The sequence below is a fragment of the Clostridium sp. KNHs214 genome (assembly GCF_000744935.1).
Classification (GTDB): Bacteria; Bacillota; Clostridia; order Clostridiales; family Clostridiaceae; genus Haloimpatiens.
Genome location: NZ_JQMW01000011.1, coordinates 855945 through 877544, shown reverse-complemented (window position 1 = coordinate 877544; position 21600 = coordinate 855945). Strand labels below are relative to the sequence as shown.

General features: G+C 36.1%; 9 protein-coding genes, 5 tRNA genes, 4 rRNA genes and 1 other annotated feature. Of the genes, 17 read left to right on the top strand and 1 reads right to left on the bottom strand.

The window, feature by feature from the left end; translation table 11 throughout:
• Positions 1 to 288 precede the first annotated feature (288 nt).
• The 15 genes from CC89_RS12690 to abc-f all read left to right on the top strand — a co-directional run bounded on the left by CC89_RS12690 (position 289) and on the right by abc-f (position 16463).
• Entirely contained in the window at positions 289 to 1878 is a 1590-nt protein-coding gene (locus CC89_RS12690) for an ABC transporter substrate-binding protein (RefSeq protein WP_035292660.1), read from the top strand.
• Positions 1848 to 2852: an ABC transporter permease gene (locus tag CC89_RS12685; protein ID WP_081897051.1), complete on the top strand. Its 1005-nt coding sequence runs from the start codon at positions 1848 to 1850 to the stop codon at positions 2850 to 2852. Before CC89_RS12690 ends, CC89_RS12685 begins: the two co-directional genes overlap by 31 nt.
• 1 nt (position 2853) lies before the next feature.
• Positions 2854 to 3720 (top strand): ABC transporter permease, encoded by an 867-nt coding sequence (locus tag CC89_RS12680; protein WP_051931757.1) that lies wholly within the window; start codon positions 2854 to 2856, stop codon positions 3718 to 3720.
• A 108-nt stretch (positions 3721 to 3828) separates the two neighbouring features.
• Positions 3829 to 3903: transfer RNA gene (locus CC89_RS12675), tRNA-Asn, on the top strand.
• 68 nt (positions 3904 to 3971) lie between these two features.
• Positions 3972 to 4137, top strand: a binding site (T-box leader).
• A 209-nt stretch (positions 4138 to 4346) separates the two neighbouring features.
• Positions 4347 to 5738, top strand: coding sequence for a glycine--tRNA ligase (locus CC89_RS12670; RefSeq protein WP_035292658.1), 1392 nt, complete (start codon positions 4347 to 4349; stop codon positions 5736 to 5738).
• 470 nt (positions 5739 to 6208) lie between these two features.
• On the top strand, positions 6209 to 7588 hold the full coding sequence (gene murD, locus CC89_RS12665) for a UDP-N-acetylmuramoyl-L-alanine--D-glutamate ligase (protein ID WP_035292656.1): 1380 nt from the start codon (positions 6209 to 6211) through the stop codon (positions 7586 to 7588).
• 609 nt (positions 7589 to 8197) lie between these two features.
• A 16S ribosomal RNA gene (locus tag CC89_RS12660) occupies positions 8198 to 9708 on the top strand.
• 253 nt (positions 9709 to 9961) lie between these two features.
• Positions 9962 to 10037 (top strand) — tRNA-Ala (locus CC89_RS12655).
• Between the two features lie 3 nt (positions 10038 to 10040).
• Positions 10041 to 10117: transfer RNA gene (locus CC89_RS12650), tRNA-Ile, on the top strand.
• A 215-nt stretch (positions 10118 to 10332) separates the two neighbouring features.
• A 23S ribosomal RNA gene (locus tag CC89_RS12645) occupies positions 10333 to 13237 on the top strand.
• 156 nt (positions 13238 to 13393) lie between these two features.
• Positions 13394 to 13510 (top strand): 5S ribosomal RNA (gene rrf / locus CC89_RS12640).
• The 16S, 23S and 5S rRNA genes sit together here with 4 tRNA genes alongside, the layout of an rRNA operon.
• Before the next feature lie 4 nt (positions 13511 to 13514).
• A tRNA-Ile gene (locus CC89_RS12635) sits at positions 13515 to 13591 on the top strand.
• 3 nt (positions 13592 to 13594) lie between these two features.
• A tRNA-Ala gene (locus CC89_RS12630) sits at positions 13595 to 13670 on the top strand.
• A 321-nt stretch (positions 13671 to 13991) separates the two neighbouring features.
• Positions 13992 to 14117, top strand: a complete 126-nt coding sequence (locus CC89_RS21170; RefSeq protein WP_286161351.1) for a hypothetical protein — start codon at positions 13992 to 13994, stop codon at positions 14115 to 14117.
• A gap of 435 nt (positions 14118 to 14552) precedes the next feature.
• Positions 14553 to 16463, top strand: coding sequence for a ribosomal protection-like ABC-F family protein (gene abc-f, locus CC89_RS12625; protein ID WP_035292653.1), 1911 nt, complete (start codon positions 14553 to 14555; stop codon positions 16461 to 16463).
• A 68-nt stretch (positions 16464 to 16531) separates the two neighbouring features.
• On the opposite strand, the gene CC89_RS12620 is transcribed toward abc-f, so the two are convergent.
• Positions 16532 to 17584 (bottom strand): DUF2804 domain-containing protein, encoded by a 1053-nt coding sequence (locus CC89_RS12620; RefSeq protein WP_051931754.1) that lies wholly within the window; start codon positions 17582 to 17584, stop codon positions 16532 to 16534.
• Positions 17585 to 17828: 244 nt separating this feature from the next.
• Here CC89_RS12620 and CC89_RS12615 point away from each other — a divergent pair, with 244 nt between their 5' ends.
• Together CC89_RS12615 and CC89_RS12610 are read left to right on the top strand one after the other, a co-directional pair.
• Positions 17829 to 19307 carry a transposase gene (locus CC89_RS12615; protein WP_035289274.1) on the top strand — a complete coding sequence of 493 codons (1479 nt, stop codon included), beginning with the start codon at positions 17829 to 17831 and terminating at the stop codon, positions 19305 to 19307.
• A 640-nt stretch (positions 19308 to 19947) separates the two neighbouring features.
• Positions 19948 to 21458 (top strand): 16S ribosomal RNA (locus CC89_RS12610).
• The last annotated feature ends 142 nt before the right edge of the window (positions 21459 to 21600 follow it).

The following is a 21600-nucleotide window of genomic DNA, read 5'->3' as shown; positions in this document are numbered from 1 at the left end:
CTTTTTTTATTCATATGTTATAATTATTTTGTGAAAAAAATTCATTAATGCGAATGTTAATGGAGATAATTTAGAATTAATATTTGGGAAATAAATAAGTTTATACATAACTTTGATTTTTTAATTAAGGTCTTCTTAAGTTGAATAAAATACGAATTGATTATACCACGAAGGTAGAGAAAATTGTTCTCTACCTTTTTTGTACATATAATACTTTTTACAATTAGCGTAGTTAATAATTATTAAGATTTAAATATTATGTATAAAATAATTAAGGGGGAGTAGAGTATGGTTAAAAAAAGAGTGCTTGGCATTTTAAGTGCGGTACTAATAGGAGCCATGGCTGTAGGATGTGGAGGAAAAACATCTACAACTGCAAAAAATGATAGCAAGATAGCTGCTAGTTCATCTAAAGAGAAGACATTAATTTATGGTAGTGCTGCGGATTATGCTAGAATTAATCCAGCTTTAGATGAGCATGCAGAGATTCACAAAATAATATTTTCAGGATTAACTAAACATGATGAAAATAGTAAGGTAACTCCTGACTTAGCAGAAAAATGGACTTATGATGAGAAAAATATGGTTTATACTTTTAATCTAAAGAAAGATGCAAAATGGCATGATGGCAAAGATTTTACAGCTGATGATGTGAAGTTTACTATTGAAACTATAAAAAATCCAAAGAGTAACTCAGAAATTTCTGCAAACTACGAAGAGATAAAGAAAGTTGAAGTAGTAGATCTCCATACAGTAAAAATATATATGAGCAAACCTTGCGTTGCTGTATTAGATTATTTATCTGTAGGAATGATTCCAAAACATCTGCTAGAAGGAAAGGATATAAATAAAGATGCCTTTAACCAAAAACCTGTGGGAACTGGTCCATATAAATTCGATAAATGGGAAACTGGTCAATATATAAGTTTAAAAGCAAATGAAAATTATTATAATGGACAACCTAAAATTAAAAATGTTATATTTAAGATAGTGGAAGATGAAAGAGCAAGGGCATTACAATTAAAATCAGGGGAAATAAATTTAGCTCAATTAGAGCCCCATGATATGGATACTTTTAAAGAACAGAAAAATATAAAATTGTATAGAGAAAAAACTGCAGATTATAGAGGGGTTATGTTTAATTTCAGAAACCCTATGTTTAAAGATTTAAAAGTAAGACAAGCTCTTAGCTATGCTATAGACAAACAAAAAATAGTAGATGAAGTGTTAAAAGGAATGGCGCAAGTTGCCTATAGTCCATTGCAGATGGGAAATTATAAGAATGAAGATGTAGAAAAATATGAATATGATAAGGAAAAGGCAAAAAAATTATTAGATGAAGCAGGATGGAAAGTAGGAAAAGATGGGGTAAGAGAAAAAGATGGTAAAAAATTATCCTTTAAAATAACTGGTTTCGAAGGTGACCCAGTGAGAACAAATATAGCTAATGCTGCATGTCAATACTACAAAGATATAAATGTAGAAGCTAAAGTAGATGTTCAACCAGCAGGTTCAATCCAATGGGATAAATTAGAAGGATCTTTAATAGGATGGGGAAGTCCATTTGACCCAGATGATCATACTTATAAAGTATTCCATTCAAGTCAAGCTGAAAATGGTGTGAACTTAAACGCTTATTCAAATAAGAAAGTTGATGAATTGTTACTAAATGCAAGAACTACACTAGACGATAATAAAAGAAAAGAATACTATAAGGAATTCCAAAAGGAATTTGCCAATGACCCTCCATATGCAATGATTGCATATATAGATGCAGTTTATGGTGCAGACAACAAAATTAAAGGAATAAAAGATACAGTATTAGGACATCATGGTGTTGGTTTCTTATGGAATATAGAAGAGTGGGATATAGAATGATAACTTGTAAACCGAAAAGTATCGTGAAAACCTTAATTAATATAGTTGTGAGTTTTTTTTCTCTAAGTTTTTTAACCTTTATGATGGCTCACATTATGCCGGGTGATCCGCTGTATGCTATGTTTGGCGAATCCGCTGAAAAGATTTCAAGTGTACAGAGAATGAAGATAATAGAAAATATGGGGCTTAACAAGCCCCTGCTTTATCAATACAAGGATTGGCTAACTAATTTTTTTCATGGAAATTTAGGAATTTCTTTTAAATACAATCTTCCAGTAAAAGATATTTTACTAAAAGCTTTAGGAAACACTTTGTTTTTGGGAATAATAACTATAGTAACTATAATGATATTTTCATTGTTGCTGGGATTTTTATGTGCTCTTAATGAAGGAAGTTTTATAGATAAGGCATTAGTAAAATTAGGCACTTTCTTTTACTGTGTACCTGGTTTCTGGTTAGCTTTGATATTTGTATTGATTTTTTCAGTTAAAGCAGGTTTATTGCCCTCATCAGGTGTATATCGAATGGGCAATGAAGGTGACTTGGTAGATAGACTAATACATACCATTTTACCTTGGCTAGTAGTTTTTGTAGGTCACTTAGGCTATTATTCTAATTTTGTCAGAGATAAGATTATCGAAGAGTTAAAAGAAGATTATTTAGTTACTGCTAAGGCAAAGGGCATGCCCAAACATAGGATATTGTTTAATCATCTTCTAAGAAATGTTATGGCTTCCTATATTACTTTGATTGCTATATCTGTAAACCACTTATTGTCTGGGTCCTTAGTTATAGAATCTATATTCAGCTATCCAGGCATAGGTAAATACATATTTGAGGCAGCTAAATATCATGATTATACTCTTTTAATGGGTGGTATAATCATTATAGGAATTATAATAATTTTATGTAATGTAGTATCAGATATGTTCTGTAAATTTATTGACCCTAGAATTAGAGAGGTGGAGGTTTAATATGAGGAACATAAATTCCTTTGGATTTAAATGTCCAAATAATAAGCATATAAGCAAAAATAAATTTCCATATGTATCTGTAGTTTTTTTGATTTTTCTAACATTAGTAGCTTTCATAGCTCCTCTATTTATAAAGGAACCTCAAAATTATATGAATTTATCGAGAACATATATACCGCCAAATTCTAAGTATATTTTTGGTACTGATGGTATGGGAAGGAATATACTCATAAGATGTATATACGGAGGACGAGTTTCCATATTGGTGGGTTTAGTTTGTATGATAGTATCTAGTGCTATAGGAATTATATATGGATGTGTAAGCGGATACTATGGCAAGGTTTTAGATAAAATAATGATGAGAATATTAGACTTTTTTCTGATACTGCCAGCTATAGTTATAGTAGCTTTTATTCAAGCTTTTTTTGAAGAAAAGGGTTTAATAGAGATAATATTAGTTATTTCACTTACGGGTTGGATGCGAGTTGCTAGGATTGTAAGAGGCGAAGTAATAAAATTAAAATCATCAGAATTTGTAGTGGCATCGAAAACATTGGGAGGGGGCTTTTTTCATATATTAAGAAAGCATTTATTGCCTAATTTTATGCCCACTATAATTTTTATATGTACTTTAAATGTGGCTAGTGCAATTGTAATGGAATCTACTTTGAGTTTTTTGGGTCTAGGGTTGCCGGTAGAAATACCTTCTTGGGGAAGTATGCTTATAGATGCTCAGAAGGATATTTTATCTAATAAATGGTGGACAAGTTTATTTCCAGGAATTATGATAATAGCTACAGTTTTTTCTGTAAATAGTATTGGAGAGTATGTAAGAAAGTTGAATCACAAGAATTTTGTGAGCTTATAAATACCTTATATCTTAGGACACAAAATAATAAAAAAGTTAGGATACAAAATAATAAAAAAGTATTGCAATATTAGTTTTTTTTGATATAATAATGAATATAATAAATGTTCCGCAGTAGCTCAACGGTGGAGCACTCGGCTGTTAACCGATAGGTTGGAGGTTCGAGTCCTCTCTGCGGAGCCATTTTTATTTTTTGAATATCTATTGACATATATTTTATATTTGGTAAAATAATATACAAAATCATATGTTTATGTACTATGAAAAAGAGGAGTAGCCATAATTATTTTTTTAGAGAGGTCATGGTAGGTGAAAATGACTAAAATTTATGGCGAAGGGCACTTTGGAGTACATGATAAAGTAAGATGGGCTTATGCCAAAGAGGGTGGAACCGCGGAATAGAATTTCGTCCCTTGTGGTATTGGGCTTTTTTTTTATATAAAAATTCCTAGGTTATATTAAATCATTTAAATAATTTAATAGTGTTTTAAGAAATTCTTTAAAATTATAATAAAGAAAGGTAGGTGAAAACCTGCTTTGTAGTCTCAATAATGAGGTCATACTACCACCTTAGTTCATAAGGTGCAAAAATTTAACTGATGAAATTTTTGATGGCAGGGGAAATTATGGCATGTAAAAAGACTATGGATAAAATAGTTGCTTTGTGTAAGGGAAGAGGATTCGTATTTCAGGGATCAGAGATATATGGTGGATTGGCTAATGCATGGGATTATGGTCCTTTAGGCGTGGAATTTAAAAATAATGTAAAAAAAGCGTGGTGGAGGAAGTTTGTTCAAGAAAGCCCATATAACGTAGGAATTGATTCAGCTATATTGATGAATAGTGAAGTTTGGGTGGCTTCAGGACACGTAGGTGGATTTTCAGATCCATTAATGGATTGTAAAGCTTGTAAAGCTAGATATAGAGCTGATAAGTTAGTTGAAGATCATTTAAGTGCCAATGGAAAAGATGATGTAAGTGCAGATGGATGGACAAGTGAAGAGTTAAAGGAATATATAGAAAAGAATGAAATAGTTTGTCCTAAATGTGGTAAAAAAGAATTTACCGATATAAGAAAATTCAACTTAATGTTTAAGACCTTCCAAGGGGTAACAGAGGATTCCAAGTCAGAATTATATTTAAGACCAGAAACAGCACAAGGGATATTTGTAAATTTTAAAAATGTACAGAGATCTTCAAGGAAGAAAGTGCCTTTTGGTATAGCACAAATAGGAAAGTCTTTTAGGAATGAGATAACTCCGGGAAACTTCACATTTAGAACAAGAGAATTTGAGCAGATGGAGTTAGAGTTTTTCTGTAAACCAGGAACTGATTTGGAGTGGTTTAAATACTGGAAGGATTACTGCTGGAATTTCCTATTAGCACTAGGAATGCAAAAAGAAAATTTAAGATTTAGAGATCATGCTAAGGAAGAATTATCATTTTATAGTAATGCTACTTCAGATGTAGAATATTTATTCCCATTTGGATGGGGAGAGTTATGGGGTATTGCCGATAGAACAGATTATGATTTAAATAAACATATGGAGCATTCAAGTCAAGATTTGAATTATCTAGATCCAACAACCAACGAGAAATATGTTCCATATTGTATAGAGCCATCTCTAGGAGCAGATAGGGTTGCACTAGCATTTTTAGTAGAGGCTTATGACGAAGAAGAACTTGAAAATGGAGATGTAAGAACGGTATTACATTTACATCCAGCTCTTGCACCATTTAAGGCTGCGGTATTACCATTAACTAAGAAATTATCAGATAAAGCATTAGAGGTCTATGGAAGCTTAAGTAAAAAATTCAATGTAGATTATGATGATGCAGGAAGTATAGGAAAGAGATATAGAAGAGAAGATGAAATAGGAACACCATATTGTATAACTATAGATTATGATACATTAGAAAATAATACTGTTACTATAAGAAATAGAGATACTATGGAACAAATAAGATTAAGTATAGAAGAATTAGATAAGTTTATAGAAGAAAAACTTGAATTTTAATAAAAATAAATAATAACTAAAAAATAGCTTATTAATATAAAAGAAAAAAGCCTGTGTTTGTAAATTTTTAGACACAGGCTTTTAATTTAATTATTTAAAATAAAAAAATAACCGGATAATAATTATCCGGTAAATAGGGTTTAATCATGGGGATATGTCATATGTTTACTAAAACTTGGGGAATTATTAATACTTTCTTACGGCACAAGAGAAGTATAACATAGGTTTGTTATAAGATTCAATAGGTAAAAATAAAGTTTTTAAATTAAATAAATTCACGCAATTTGAACAATAAGCACAATGTCCTTCTTTGTAGTTTTGTGTCGTTAACAAATTGTAAAATTCTTCTTTATGCCATAGAAGATAACTTTAAAATTTATTTAAGGGTACATATAATTTTTATTTTTTTATTTCAGTGATATAATAATAATGGAATGGATTGCGATAACACTTATTTTGGAGGTATATATATGAGACATGAATTTAGAGAATTTAAAGAATTTATAAAAGGAAAAAAGGTGGCAGTTGTAGGTATAGGAGTTAGTAATAAACCCTTAATTCATTTTTTAGTTAAATTAGGTGCGAAGGTAACTGCTTTTGATAAAAAAAGTAAAGAAGAACTAGGAGACACATATGATGAATTAGTTGGCATGGGGGTTAATGCAATCTTAGGAGAAGGATATTTAGAAAAATTAACAGGTTTTCAAGTTGTGTTTAAGACACCTTCTATGAGATTTGATAATCCTATTTTAGTAAGAGCAAAGGAAGAAGGGGCATATATAACTTCTGAGATGGAAGAATTTATAAAATATTGTCCGGCAAAAATATTTGGAGTAACAGGAAGCGATGGAAAAACTACGACTACTACATTGATATATAATATTTTAAAATCAGAAGGACATAAGGCCTGGGTAGGTGGAAATATAGGAACACCGCTATTTTCGCAAATAGAAAATATAGGCAAACAAGACAGAGTAGTATTAGAATTATCAAGTTTTCAACTTATGAAAATGAAATACTCTGTGGATGTAGCATTAGTGACAAATTTAAGTCCAAATCATTTAGATATGCATAGGGGGATGGAAGAGTACGTAGAAGCTAAGAAAAATATATTTAAATATCAAAGTGAAAGAGATTTACTTATACTAAATAGAGATAATTACATTACAAATGGAATGGTCAGTGAGGCTAAAGGCAATGTAATGCAATTTAGTGTAAAAGAGATAATTGAAGATGGTGGATATTTTAAAGACGAAACCCTTTATATAAAAGGCAATGCAGTTTGTAAAAGAGAGGAAATTAAAATATTAGGAATGCATAATGTGGAAAATTTATTAGCAGCATTTTGTGCAACTTATGAAGATGCTAGTATAGAAAGTATGAGAAGGGTTGCTGTTAACTTTACTGGAGTTCAGCACAGGACAGAATTTATAAGAAGTATAGATGGGGTTAAATACTATAATGATTCTATTGCTTCAAGTCCTACAAGAACATTGGCAGGATTAAACTCTTTTGACAAACCTGTAGTTTTAATTGCTGGAGGTTACGATAAAAATATACCATTTGAACCTTTAGCTGAAGGAGGTTATTCTAAAATAAAAGCTCTTGTACTTTTAGGGGTAACAAAAGATAAAATAAAAGATGCCTTTAATAGAGTAATGAAAGAAAAAGGAGTAAATATTCCTATATATATAGTAAATAGTTTAGAGGAAGCTGCAAAAAAATCAAGAAAAATTGCTGAAGAAGGAGATATAGTAACTTTATCACCTGCTTGTGCTAGTTTCGATATGTTTCCTAACTTTGAAGTAAGAGGAGATAAATTTAAAGAAATAATCAATAATATGATGTAATAAATGTGCTCATCTAGCCTTTGAGTACATAAATACGGTAGGAACTATCGGAATTAAGCCTGTGGAGATAGTATGTTACGAGGGTAAAGAAGCAGGAAACCCCATGCCCTTGTGGCTGGGGTAAGTTCACTGTTGTGTATCTATATTTGCTAATAATAAAGAAACGTTATCGGGTGTATCAATAGGAGAAAAAGTTAGATATATGCTGAAATACAGAGTAAAATTAGTATAATTTTATTAAAAAGCATTGGAAAGTAAAAACTAGAAAACATTAAGGAGATATAATAACACTTGTCGTTGTTGCCGCGATGTGTGACAACAAAATAAAATTGATTAAGCTATTGACAAGCTAAATTAATTTTGATAATATAAAATACATCGCAAGATGATGTTAAAAAAATGGTCTTTGAAAATTAAACAGAGATAAAGATGTAAATCATAAAGTCAGTGAATTTGAGTTTGAGATTAAATTCTTAAATGAGTAATTATCAAATTTAGATTGGTTTAGTTTTCTATTTGATACTTCTATATTGAATAGAATAAGGAGGTTAAACACTAACGTGTTTAACTAAGCGACTATACCAAATCGAAGATTTGGAATATATGCTTAAAATTGAGAGTTTGATCCTGGCTCAGGACGAACGCTGGCGGCGTGCCTAACACATGCAAGTCGAGCGATGAAATCCCTTCGGGGATGGATTAGCGGCGGACGGGTGAGTAACACGTGGGCAACCTGCCTCAAAGAGGGGAATAGCCTCCCGAAAGGGAGATTAATACCGCATAAAATTATGGAATCGCATGGTTCTGTAATCAAAGGAGCAATCCGCTTTGAGATGGGCCCGCGGCGCATTAGCTGGTTGGTAAGGTAAAGGCTTACCAAGGCGACGATGCGTAGCCGACCTGAGAGGGTGATCGGCCACATTGGAACTGAGACACGGTCCAGACTCCTACGGGAGGCAGCAGTGGGGAATATTGCGCAATGGGGGAAACCCTGACGCAGCAACGCCGCGTGAGTGATGAAGGCCTTAGGGTTGTAAAGCTCTGTTATCTGGGACGATAATGACGGTACCAGAGGAGGAAGCCACGGCTAACTACGTGCCAGCAGCCGCGGTAATACGTAGGTGGCGAGCGTTGTCCGGATTTACTGGGCGTAAAGAGTGCGTAGGCGGATGTTTAAGTGAGATGTGAAATACCCGAGCTCAACTTGGGTGCTGCATTTCAAACTGGGCATCTAGAGTGCAGGAGAGGAAAGCGGAATTCCTAGTGTAGCGGTGAAATGCGTAGAGATTAGGAAGAACACCAGTGGCGAAGGCGGCTTTCTGGACTGTAACTGACGCTGAGGCACGAAAGCGTGGGGAGCAAACAGGATTAGATACCCTGGTAGTCCACGCCGTAAACGATGGGTACTAGGTGTCGGGGGTCCAACCTCGGTGCCGCAGTAAACACATTAAGTACCCCGCCTGGGGAGTACGGTCGCAAGATTAAAACTCAAAGGAATTGACGGGGGCCCGCACAAGCAGCGGAGCATGTGGTTTAATTCGAAGCAACGCGAAGAACCTTACCTAGACTTGACATCCCAAGAATACTGTGGAAACACGGTAGTGCCCTTCGGGGAACTTGGAGACAGGTGGTGCATGGTTGTCGTCAGCTCGTGTCGTGAGATGTTGGGTTAAGTCCCGCAACGAGCGCAACCCCTATTGTTAGTTGCTACCATTAAGTTGAGCACTCTAGCAAGACTGCCTGGGTTAACCAGGAGGAAGGTGGGGATGACGTCAAATCATCATGCCCCTTATGTCTAGGGCTACACACGTGCTACAATGGTCGGTACAAAGAGACGCAAGACCGTGAGGTGGAGCAAATCTCAAAAACCGATCTCAGTTCGGATTGTAGGCTGCAACTCGCCTACATGAAGCTGGAGTTGCTAGTAATCGCGAATCAGAATGTCGCGGTGAATACGTTCCCGGGCCTTGTACACACCGCCCGTCACACCATGAGAGCTGGTAACACCCGAAGTCCGTGAGGTAACCGTAAGGAGCCAGCGGCCGAAGGTGGGATTAGTGATTGGGGTGAAGTCGTAACAAGGTAGCCGTAGGAGAACCTGCGGCTGGATCACCTCCTTTCTAAGGAGAACATGAAAAGGAAGTCACCTTTTCGTAAATTATGACAAGTTCACTGATATCTCTGTTTAATTTTGAGAGACCAAGTCAATTATAATTAATAACTGAGAATTAACAATTAAAATTAAGGGTTAATTCTTTAATTATGGATTGATTAAATTGCATCTCTTTAATATAATAAAATTCTCAGTTGAGTATCATATACTTTTACAAAAAATTGTACATTGTGAAATACTAACTGTGAACTAAAAAATATGGGGGATTAGCTCAGCTGGGAGAGCACCTGCCTTGCACGCAGGGGGTCAAGGGTTCGAATCCCTTATTCTCCACCATATGGGTCTATAGCTCAGCTGGTTAGAGCGCACGCCTGATAAGCGTGAGGTCGATGGTTCGAGTCCATTTAGACCCACCACTTTGTTCTTTGAAAATTGCACAGTGAAGAAAAGTAGAAATTATTACAATTGTGATGATTTCACTGGAGAATCAATTAAAATAAACAATCAGTACTAGTCGCTAGACAGCTAGCACACTAGAAAACTGATAAAAAGTAGTTTCTAGAAGGTTACTAAAACTAGCAAGCTAAACACTAGCACGCTAGCACACTGGCCAACTAGCAAACTAACAAAAGGTCAAGCTACAAAGGGCGCATGGCGGATGCCTTGGCACTAGGAGCCGACGAAGGACGTGATAAGCTGCGATAAGCTGTGGGTAGGCGCAAATAGCCTGTGAGCCACAGATTTCCGAATGGGGCAACCTGCTCAGCTACGCTGAGTACTGTATGCTGAATTCATAGGTATACAGAGGCAAACCCGGGGAACTGAAACATCTAAGTACCCGGAGGAAGAGAAAGAAAAATCGATTTCCTAAGTAGCGGCGAGCGAACGGGAAAGAGCCCAAACCTAAGTCTTCGGATTTAGGGGTTGAGGATAGATCATAATGTCTTAGATTTTCTAATCGAAGAGAGCTGGAACGCTCCACCACAGAAGGTAATAGTCCTGTAGGTAAAAGAAATATAAGTAAGATCTACTCCAGAGTACCACGAGACACGTGAAACCTTGTGGGAAGCTGGGAGGACCACCTCCCAAGGCTAAATACTACCTAGTGACCGATAGTGAAGAAGTACCGTGAGGGAAAGGTGAAAAGAACCCCGGGAGGGGAGTGAAATAGAACCTGAAACCGTGTGCCTACAAACTGTCGAAGCACTTTACATGTGTGACGGCGTGCTTTTTGTAGAACGAGCCAGCGAGTTATGGTATGTAGCAAGGTTAAGCACTTTTGGTGCGGAGCCGCAGGGAAACCGAGTCTGAATAGGGCGATTAGTTGCATGCTGTAGACCCGAAACCGAGTGACCTATCCATGGCCAGGTTGAAACGGAAGTAAAATTCCGCGGAGGACCGAACCGCGTTGGTGTTGAAAAACCATGGGATGAGCTGTGGATAGCGGAGAAATTCCAATCGAACTCGGAGATAGCTGGTTCTCCCCGAAATAGCTTTAGGGCTAGCGTCAGGTAATGAGTAATGGAGGTAGAGCACTGAATAGGCTAGGGGGCATATCGCTTACCGAACCTTATCAAACTCCGAATGCCATTTACTTTTATCCTGGCAGTCAGACTACGAATGATAAGATCCGTGGTCAAAAGGGAAACAGCCCAGACCATCAGCTAAGGTCCCAAAGTGTAAGTTAAGTGGTAAAGGATGTGGGATTTCTAAGACAACTAGGATGTTGGCTTAGAAGCAGCCACTCATTTAAAGAGTGCGTAATAGCTCACTAGTCAAGAGATCCTGCGCCGAAGATGTCCGGGGCTCAAACTTACCACCGAAGCTATGGATATACAATGTATATGGTAGGGGAGCTTTCTGTACGGGTTGAAGTCGTACCGTAAGGAGCGGTGGACTGTACAGAAGTGAGAATGCTGGCATAAGTAGCGAGAAATGAGTGAGAATCTCATTGGCCGAAAATCTAAGGTTTCCTGAGGAAGGCTCGTCCGCTCAGGGTTAGTCGGGACCTAAGCCGAGGCCGAAAGGCGTAGGTGATGGACAATCGGTTGATATTCCGATACCACCATGATCCGTTTGAGAAATGGGGTGACGCAGTAGGATAGGATGTGCGCACTGATGGATGTGCGTCTAAGCACTTAGGATGATTGAACAGGCAAATCCGTTCAGTCTTAAGTCTGAGGTGTGATGGGGAGTGAAATTTTAGTAGCGAAGTATCCGATTCCACACTGCCAAGAAAAGCCTCTATCGAGGAAAATGGTGCCCGTACCGCAAACCGACACAGGTAGATGAGGAGAGAATCCTAAGGCCAGCGGAAGAATTGTTGTCAAGGAACTCGGCAAATTAACCCCGTAACTTCGGGAGAAGGGGTGCCTACGAGAGTAGGCCGCAGTGAATAGGCCCAAGCAACTGTTTAGCAAAAACACAGGTCTCTGCTAAAGCGAAAGCTGATGTATAGGGGCTGACGCCTGCCCGGTGCTGGAAGGTTAAGGGGATTGGTTAGCGTAAGCGAAGCCTTGAACTTAAGCCCCAGTAAACGGCGGCCGTAACTATAACGGTCCTAAGGTAGCGAAATTCCTTGTCGGGTAAGTTCCGACCCGCACGAATGGCGTAATGATTTGGGCACTGTCTCGACAACAAATCCGGTGAAATTGAATTGGAGGTGAAGATGCCTTCTACCCGCGATTGGACGGAAAGACCCCGTAGAGCTTTACTGTAGCTTAGCATTGAATTTCGGTATTGTCTGTACAGGATAGGTGGGAGACTTAGAAGCAGGGGCGTCAGCTTCTGTGGAGTCATCCTTGGGATACCACCCTGACAGTATTGAAATTCTAACCGGAGGCCATGAATCTGGTCACGGGACATTGTTAGGTGGGCAGTTTGACTGGGGCGGTCGCCTCCTAAAAAGTAACGGAGGCGCCCAAAGGTTCCCTCAGCGCAGTCGGAAATTGCGCGCAGAGTGTAAAGGCAGAAGGGAGCTTGACTGCGACACATACAGGTGGAGCAGGGACGAAAGTCGGGCTTAGTGATCCGGTGGTTCCTCGTGGGAGGGCCATCGCTCAACGGATAAAAGCTACCTCGGGGATAACAGGCTGATCTCCCCCAAGAGTCCACATCGACGGGGAGGTTTGGCACCTCGATGTCGGCTCGTCGCATCCTGGGGCTGAAGTCGGTCCCAAGGGTTGGGCTGTTCGCCCATTAAAGCGGCACGCGAGCTGGGTTCAGAACGTCGTGAGACAGTTCGGTCCCTTTCCGTCGCGGGCGTAGGAAATTTGAGAGGAGCTGTCCTTAGTACGAGAGGACCGGGATGGACCAACCTCTGGTGCACCAGTTGTCACGCCAGTGGCATAGCTGGGTAGCTATGTTGGGAAGGAATAAACGCTGAAAGCATCTAAGCGTGAAGTCCACCTCAAGATTAGATTTCCCATAGCGTAAGCTAGTAAGACTCCTGGAAGACTACCAGGTTGATAGGTCGGAGGTGTAAGCATGGTAACATGTTCAGCTGACCGATACTAATAAGTCGAGGGCTTGATCAAAATATAACTGACAATTAGTGATTGACAGTTGACAATTAAAAGATTTTCCACACTGTGCAATTTTGAAAGAACAATAAAGTTCTTTTAAAGGAAACTCGCTCAGCAAAGCTGAGGAGTACTATATGTCTAAGGTCTAAAGACCTAAGAACTATAGCATCTGGTGATTATGGCTTGAAGGTAACACCCCTTCCCATTCCGAACAGGACGGTTAAGCTTCAAAGCGCCGATGATACTGCAGGGGAAGCCCTGTGGGAGAGTAGGTCGTCGCCAGGTTAATGGATCTTTAGCTCAGTTGGTTAGAGCAACCGGCTCATAACCGGTTGGTCCGGGGTTCGAGTCCCTGAAGGTCCACCATATGGGGGATTAGCTCAGCTGGGAGAGCACCTGCCTTGCACGCAGGGGGTCAAGGGTTCGAATCCCTTATTCTCCACCAAAAAGACAATCATATTTGATTGTCTTTTTTCATTTAAACTTACTATAGCTTGTAAGCAATACATAAAATTCAAAATACTTTAGGCACATTCAAATAAATAATAAGTCAGTATGCTAGTCTATTTTGCGTCATAACTGCGTCAGCAGAACCCGCCGATTACTACTAGCGAGAACCTGTTTTCTTGTCTGAAACAAAATATACCAGCATCTTTGACTTGGTATTTCTTTTCATGTACCTTATATAAAAAAATATATTGTAGATTATTTTAACATGTGTTATCATTATACATAGTTGTTAAGTTTTTATTTAGGAGGTGTGAAAATGAAAAGCTTGGTTTTAGTTAATACTGTTTTAGATATACTACCAATTTCCATGTTTGGAATCTGCTTTAATCCAGCAATAAACCTAGGGAGTAGTGCGTCTAAAATTAAATATAATATTAACTAAAGCGAGTAAACCATTTTATGCCGATAATTAAATTTAAGAATATATATCCAGGTATAGCGGTTGCTTGCCTGGATTTTTTTACACTAATATATGAATGAGTTTTGCACAAATACTAGTATAAAATGTAAGCTTAAGTTTTTAACTTATATTTTTAGTAGCTAAATAAATATTGTAGTTACATAATGGAATATTTATATCTTTATATGAGAGATATAACAATAGTTATATTGTTAAGTTTCAATTATGACACTTCACTTAAATTAAAAACTATTTAGGCACATTTTTATGGATTAAGTGCTAGGTGATATGATATAGCATTATTTATATATAAATATATTATTTTTAGAAAAAGTCTAGGCAACGATTATTTGCTTGGACTTTTTTGTCGATTTAAACAATATTAAATTATGTATGAATAAGTAGGAGGAAATAGAAATGATAGAATTAGCATTAAGCAGAGTGGAAAAATATTATGGAGCAAACAAAATTCTTAATAACATTACTTTTGAAGTAAAAACAGGAGAGAAAGTAGGTATTATAGGGAGAAATGGGTCAGGTAAAACTACCATATTAAAAATAATATCAGGAATTGAAAAACAAGATAAAGGAGAGCTTATAATAAAAAAAGGGGCTACTTTAGGATATTTAGATCAAATTCCAAAATATCCTAAAGAGTATACTGTATTAGATGTCTTAAAAACTGCTTTCGAAAGACAAAAAAACATGCTTAAAAATATGAGGAATTTTGAACTGCAGATGAGTAAATTATCTGGTAAAGAATTAGATATTGTAATTAAAAAGTATGGTGAACTTCAGCAGTCTTTTGAGCATGAAGGTGGATACGAAATGGAAGAAAACTTAAGCAAAGTTTGTACAGGGCTAGGGATTACTGAATGGTTTAAAGTTCAAAAATTTGAAGTGTTAAGTGGTGGAGAAAAAAGCATGGTTATTCTAGGAAAAATACTCCTGCAAAATCCGGATATTTTACTTCTTGATGAACCATCTAACCATTTAGATATGGAAGCAATGGAATGGCTAGAAGAATTTCTTTCAAAATATAAAGGCATTATAGTTATAGTATCTCATGATAGATATTTCTTGGATAGTGTGGTTACTAAGGTAGTAGAGATTGAAGATATGAATTCTCAAACTTATAAAGGAAATTATTCTGAGTATATCAAGGAAAAGAAGGCAAGGATGATTTTACAGTTAGAAGCATTCGAAGAACAACAAAAGAAAATTAAGGCAATGGAAAAATCAATAAAGGACTTAAGAGAATGGGGAAAAAGGGGAGATAATGAAAAGTTTTTTAAAAGAGCTGAAAGTATACAGAAGAGGCTTGATAAAATATCTAGAATTGATAAGCCGATTTTAGAAAGAGATAATATGAAAATCACATTTAATATTAATGATAGATCAGGCAAGGATGTTGTTTCTATTGAAGGGTTAATAAAGAGTTTTGATAAAAAAAATCTATTTGATGAAGCAAATATGCATATAAAATATGGGGAGAGGGTTGCTATTATTGGCAAGAACGGAAGTGGTAAGTCTACTTTAATTAAAATGCTAATTAATGAGTATAGTGCAGACTATGGAAAAATTCAATTAGGGACTGGTGTTAATATTGGGTATTTACCACAAAATATTATGTTTAGTGATGATAAACAAAATATTTTGGAATACTTTATGGGGGATATTGTAATAACGGAAGGAAAAGCTAGAGCGTATTTAGCAAGATTTATGTTTTATGGAGAAAGTGTATTCAAAAAGGTTAAAAATCTATCTGGTGGTGAAAAAAGTAGATTAAAGCTATGTAAGTTGATGTTTAATGATATAAATTTTCTGGTACTTGATGAACCTACTAACCACTTAGATATAGATTCAAGGGAAACATTGGAGCAGGCTCTTTTAGAATTTAAGGGGACAATACTGCTTATATCACATGATAGATATTTTATAAATACCCTCTGCAATAGAATTATAGAGTTAAAAAATAAAAAGCTTGTTAATTATGGAGGAAATTATGAGTATTATAGAGAAAAACGTATGGAAGAAAAATCATCAATTGATGAGGAAAATAATATAAAAAAGATTAATCTTCAAAAAAATAATAGTAAAGGAATAGAAAAAGAAAATTTTAATAAAAGCAAAGAAAAAAATGTACAATATGAGTTAAGTGAATTAGAAAAGAAAATTAATTCTCTTGAAAATTATATTGATGAATTAAATAATAACATGTGTAAATATAGCTATGATTTTGAAAAATTAAATGAAATTTGTGAACAAAAGAGTATTTTGCAAAAACAAGTAGATATGTTAATGGAGGAATGGATAAATTTAGCTTAGCAGTGATATAAAAATAAAGTTTGTAGATTATTCGCAACTAAAAAATGCTAGTTGCGAATAATTTATTATTACCATTTAGCAGTATGTTCTTCCACTGTCCCAAAAAGATTGTTTATGCTTAAATTTTTGTTATTTTCGTCTACTATTTTGCCTGAAAAATATCCATAAAGTTGACAAAAATCTGATTTCACTATTAGAAAATTAGTTTTCATACGTTTTTCTATAAAAGGAGAAAATAATAAATCTATTTTATTAGAGTTTTTAGTACGTATATACCACTTGTCCATCATGTTAGCTTTATCATATATAAATTCAACATCGTCACTTATTTTTATGATTTTATCATTTATAGTTATGGCGTTTTCATTTAGTCCCGTTCCATCTGTCCATCCGCTGCCTAAATTAATACCTAAATTCATTCCATTATGTATATCTGAGAAGGAACACCAATTCCAAAAAGTATTGTAGGGCCATAGTCCCCTACCAAAGTCTAAAGACGCAAAGGAATTATTAATATTAAATAATATACTATTAGTTTCATCTATACGGAGTTCACCAGAGACAGGAAGACAGTTTTGCTTAGAGGTAAAATGAAATTTTTCGGTGCTCCAAGGTATAACTATATTTAGTGTTTCATGTTCTAAATTATTATTAATTATAAAATTACCTTTTAAAATGTGATTATTGAAATTTGAACAGTATACTTGTAGCTCTGTTTTATCCTTACTATTGGATACATTTAGGCTGAAGTTCTTTCTAGAAATGGTTGTATTACCATATACCCTATGTGGAAGCTTACATCCAACAGCGAGAGGAACTTTAAAACTTTTTTCAGCTTGAGTTTTATTTTTTATGTCCAAAAGATAAATAGAGATTAATCCTACATAATCAAAATTAGTTATCGTTATATTGAATAAATAGTCCTTATTACATATATTCCAGTAGTTGAATTTTTTCTTCCTTAACCAGTGTCCTTTTATATTGCAATTATGATTTGGATTTCTACTCCAACCTACAGAATTAATATCTAGACAATTATCTTTATTACATAAAGTATAGTAACAATTAGTATTTAATTCTTTTTCCTTAAATGAATAGATGTTTTGTTTTGATAGCCCCATATTTATTATTTGCGCAAAGCTTATAAAAATATATAAGATATAGCGTATTAAATACACTATTACCTAAAAAGTTTATAACTTGTACGCATAAAACCTCCTTATAAAAATTTTATAGTAGTCGATTGTGAAATTACACAACCGTTGATTTGCCTATCTTTTTAGCCGATAGGCTTTTATATTTTCCTCCACTGTGAGAAAATAAATGTAACCACACAAAATATTATCCACAGAGGAGGAGAATTACATGTTTTGTATTAATAAACTTAAGCAACTTAATATTTTTGAGCAGTTAACCGAACTTAAAGACCTTAGAAAAAAGCAACCTGTAGGCTTCATCAAATTACTTGCTGATAATTTTGATATCCAATCTTTTATTCCAGAATCTTTTACTCAAAAATACTATGCCGATTTAGGCAGAGATAGGAAATATAATCTTTCATCAGTGTTATCTGCTTTAATTCTAATGCAGATATTTCATATTCCTACTACTGTTCTGTTAAATCTTTTTCTTATATTTTCTACTGAAATAAGAGAATTTTGTTGCTTCTATGATGATATTCCTGATGAATCTTTTTTCAGTAGATTTAAAACGGATTTTGAAGGTGATCTTGCCGACTTATTTAATTCAATGGTTCCTCAAGTCATTGATATTTGTAACAATATCAATGAATCTCTTCCTGATGATTCACCTCATAAAAACCGTAATTATCAACTTATATATGATACTTCAGGTTTAAAACCAAGAGTAAAAGAAAATAATCCCAAAACTCTTGTTTCTGAAGTAAATAGGGTAAAATCCTATGCTAAAGCTACCAATAACAAACAGCTCAATCCTTATGCTGTCGCATATAAGAACATGCCTAAATTTGCTTTTGCAAACCATAGTATTAAGCTAGACTTCGTAAATGGACATTTCGGCTATTTTTACAAATTTGGTCTAATTACTAATGGTTGGGGCATTCCGTTGAATATCAAATTTTTTGATGAAGATTTTTATAACCCTATTGATAAAGAATTTGAAACTCCTAAAGAGCAAAAATATTGCTATGATAATGCTTCTTTAAAACCAGTAATTAAGCCATTCTTAGAAACATTAAGTAACACCTCTAACTTTAAATTTAAATATTTCTTAGGTGACTCAGAATTTGATAGTTATGATAACTTTGGTTTTCTTCAACAATGTGGCTTTGAAAAAGTATTTATACCTCTTAACCCTCGTAATCAAAGTAACAGTAAAATAGGTGATCTTGAATATGATATAGAAGGTGTTCCTCTATGTCCTTTAGACAAAACCCCTTTTAAAGCTGAAGGTCCTTGTAAAGGCAAAAATAGAAGCTTAAGATTCAAATTTACTTGTCCCAAAGCCCATAGGGATAAAAAAGGTAAGTGCTATCATACTTGTGAAAATCCATGTACTGATAAAAAAAGTGGTCGTATGACTTATGTTTATCCCAATAAAGACTTTAGACTTTATCCTGGTGTTCAAAGAAATTCTAATGAATGGGACGATGAATATCCTAATCGTGCATGTATTGAACGAACTCTTTCATCGTTAAAATCTAACCCATGCATTGAATCACCAAGAACTTTAAACACCGCAACTATGCGTGCTGACCTGTGCCTAACGGCTATTTCTAAACTCATAAATGTTATACTAGCTTACGCTATAAATAAACCAGAATACATTAGAAGTATAAATAAACTTCTTAAAATAGCTTCATAATTAACATATCCACAAATAAATATCTTTCCACATGATACGCATATCTTTTTAACAAAAGGCTTTTTGTCGTGTCTTTTTTTGCACGCTTTTAAGCCAAATCTTAAAAATTATCCACAGTTTTTATTTTTCAATTCTACAAGCCACTAAAAATTTTATAGAATTTTGTATAAAACTAAAGATATTCTCAATAAATAATAAAAAACAAGAATATTCTTAATTTATATAATAACATAATTATGGCTTTCATTTTTGCTTTTATAGATTATTTTGGAATAATATTTACATAATTTGTGATAATATAATGTATATACACAAATAACTAATCCACGTGTATCCATATGTGAAAAATAAATTAATATAGAGATATATTAAATAAATTAATAATAATCTATTATAAGCATATTTATTTTACTGGATATATATACTTTTTATGATAAAATAACAAATGTCGCTAATAACTGCGACGCAAATTCACAAAAAATTAATTTGAAACAAAAATAAAAAATGTTGACAATTTTAATTTAATGTGATAAGATGATTAAGTCGCTTGAAGCGACAGAAAAAAGTTGGTCTTTGAAAATTAAACAGAGATGAAGATGTAAATCATAAAGTCAGTGAATTTGAGTTTGAGATTAAACTTTAAATTGAGAGTTTGATCCTGGCTCAGGACGAACGCTGGCGGCGTGCCTAACACATGCAAGTCGAGCGATGAAATCCCTTCGGGGATGGATTAGCGGCGGACGGGTGAGTAACACGTGGGCAACCTGCCTCAAAGAGGGGAATAGCCTCCCGAAAGGGAGATTAATACCGCATAAAATTATGGAATCGCATGGTTCTGTAATCAAAGGAGCAATCCGCTTTGAGATGGGCCCGCGGCGCATTAGCTAGTTGGTAAGGTAAAGGCTTACCAAGGCGACGATGCGTAGCCGACCTGAGAGGGTGATCGGCCACATTGGAACTGAGACACGGTCCAGACTCCTACGGGAGGCAGCAGTGGGGAATATTGCGCAATGGGGGAAACCCTGACGCAGCAACGCCGCGTGAGTGATGAAGGCCTTAGGGTTGTAAAGCTCTGTTATCTGGGACGATAATGACGGTACCAGAGGAGGAAGCCACGGCTAACTACGTGCCAGCAGCCGCGGTAATACGTAGGTGGCGAGCGTTGTCCGGATTTACTGGGCGTAAAGAGTGCGTAGGCGGATGTTTAAGTGAGATGTGAAATACCCGAGCTCAACTTGGGTGCTGCATTTCAAACTGGGCATCTAGAGTGCAGGAGAGGAAAGCGGAATTCCTAGTGTAGCGGTGAAATGCGTAGAGATTAGGAAGAACACCAGTGGCGAAGGCGGCTTTCTGGACTGTAACTGACGCTGAGGCACGAAAGCGTGGGGAGCAAACAGGATTAGATACCCTGGTAGTCCACGCCGTAAACGATGGGTACTAGGTGTCGGGGGTCCAACCTCGGTGCCGCAGTAAACACATTAAGTACCCCGCCTGGGGAGTACGGTCGCAAGATTAAAACTCAAAGGAATTGACGGGGGCCCGCACAAGCAGCGGAGCATGTGGTTTAATTCGAAGCAACGCGAAGAACCTTACCTAGACTTGACATCCCAAGAATACTGTGGAAACACGGTAGTGCCCTTCGGGGAACTTGGAGACAGGTGGTGCATGGTTGTCGTCAGCTCGTGTCGTGAGATGTTGGGTTAAGTCCCGCAACGAGCGCAACCCCTATTGTTAGTTGCTACCATTAAGTTGAGCACTCTAGCAAGACTGCCTGGGTTAACCAGGAGGAAGGTGGGGATGACGTCAAATCATCATGCCCCTTATGTCTAGGGCTACACACGTGCTACAATGGTCGGTACAAAGAGACGCAAGACCGTGAGGTGGAGCAAATCTCAAAAACCGATCTCAGTTCGGATTGTAGGCTGCAACTCGCCTACATGAAGCTGGAGTTGCTAGTAATCGCGAATCAGAATGTCGCGGTGAATACGTTCCCGGGCCTTGTACACACCGCCCGTCACACCATGAGAGCTGGTAACACCCGAAGTCCGTGAGGTAACCGTAAGGAGCCAGCGGCCGAAGGTGGGATTAGTGATTGGGGTGAAGTCGTAACAAGGTAGCCGTAGGAGAACCTGCGGCTGGATCACCTCCTTTCTAAGGAGAACATGAAAAGGAAGTCACCTTTTCGTAAATTATGACAAGTTCACTGATATCTCTGTTTAATTTTGAGAGACCAGATCTCTCAAATGAAGTTAAACACTTAAGCGATTATACCAAATTAAAAATTGGAATACCT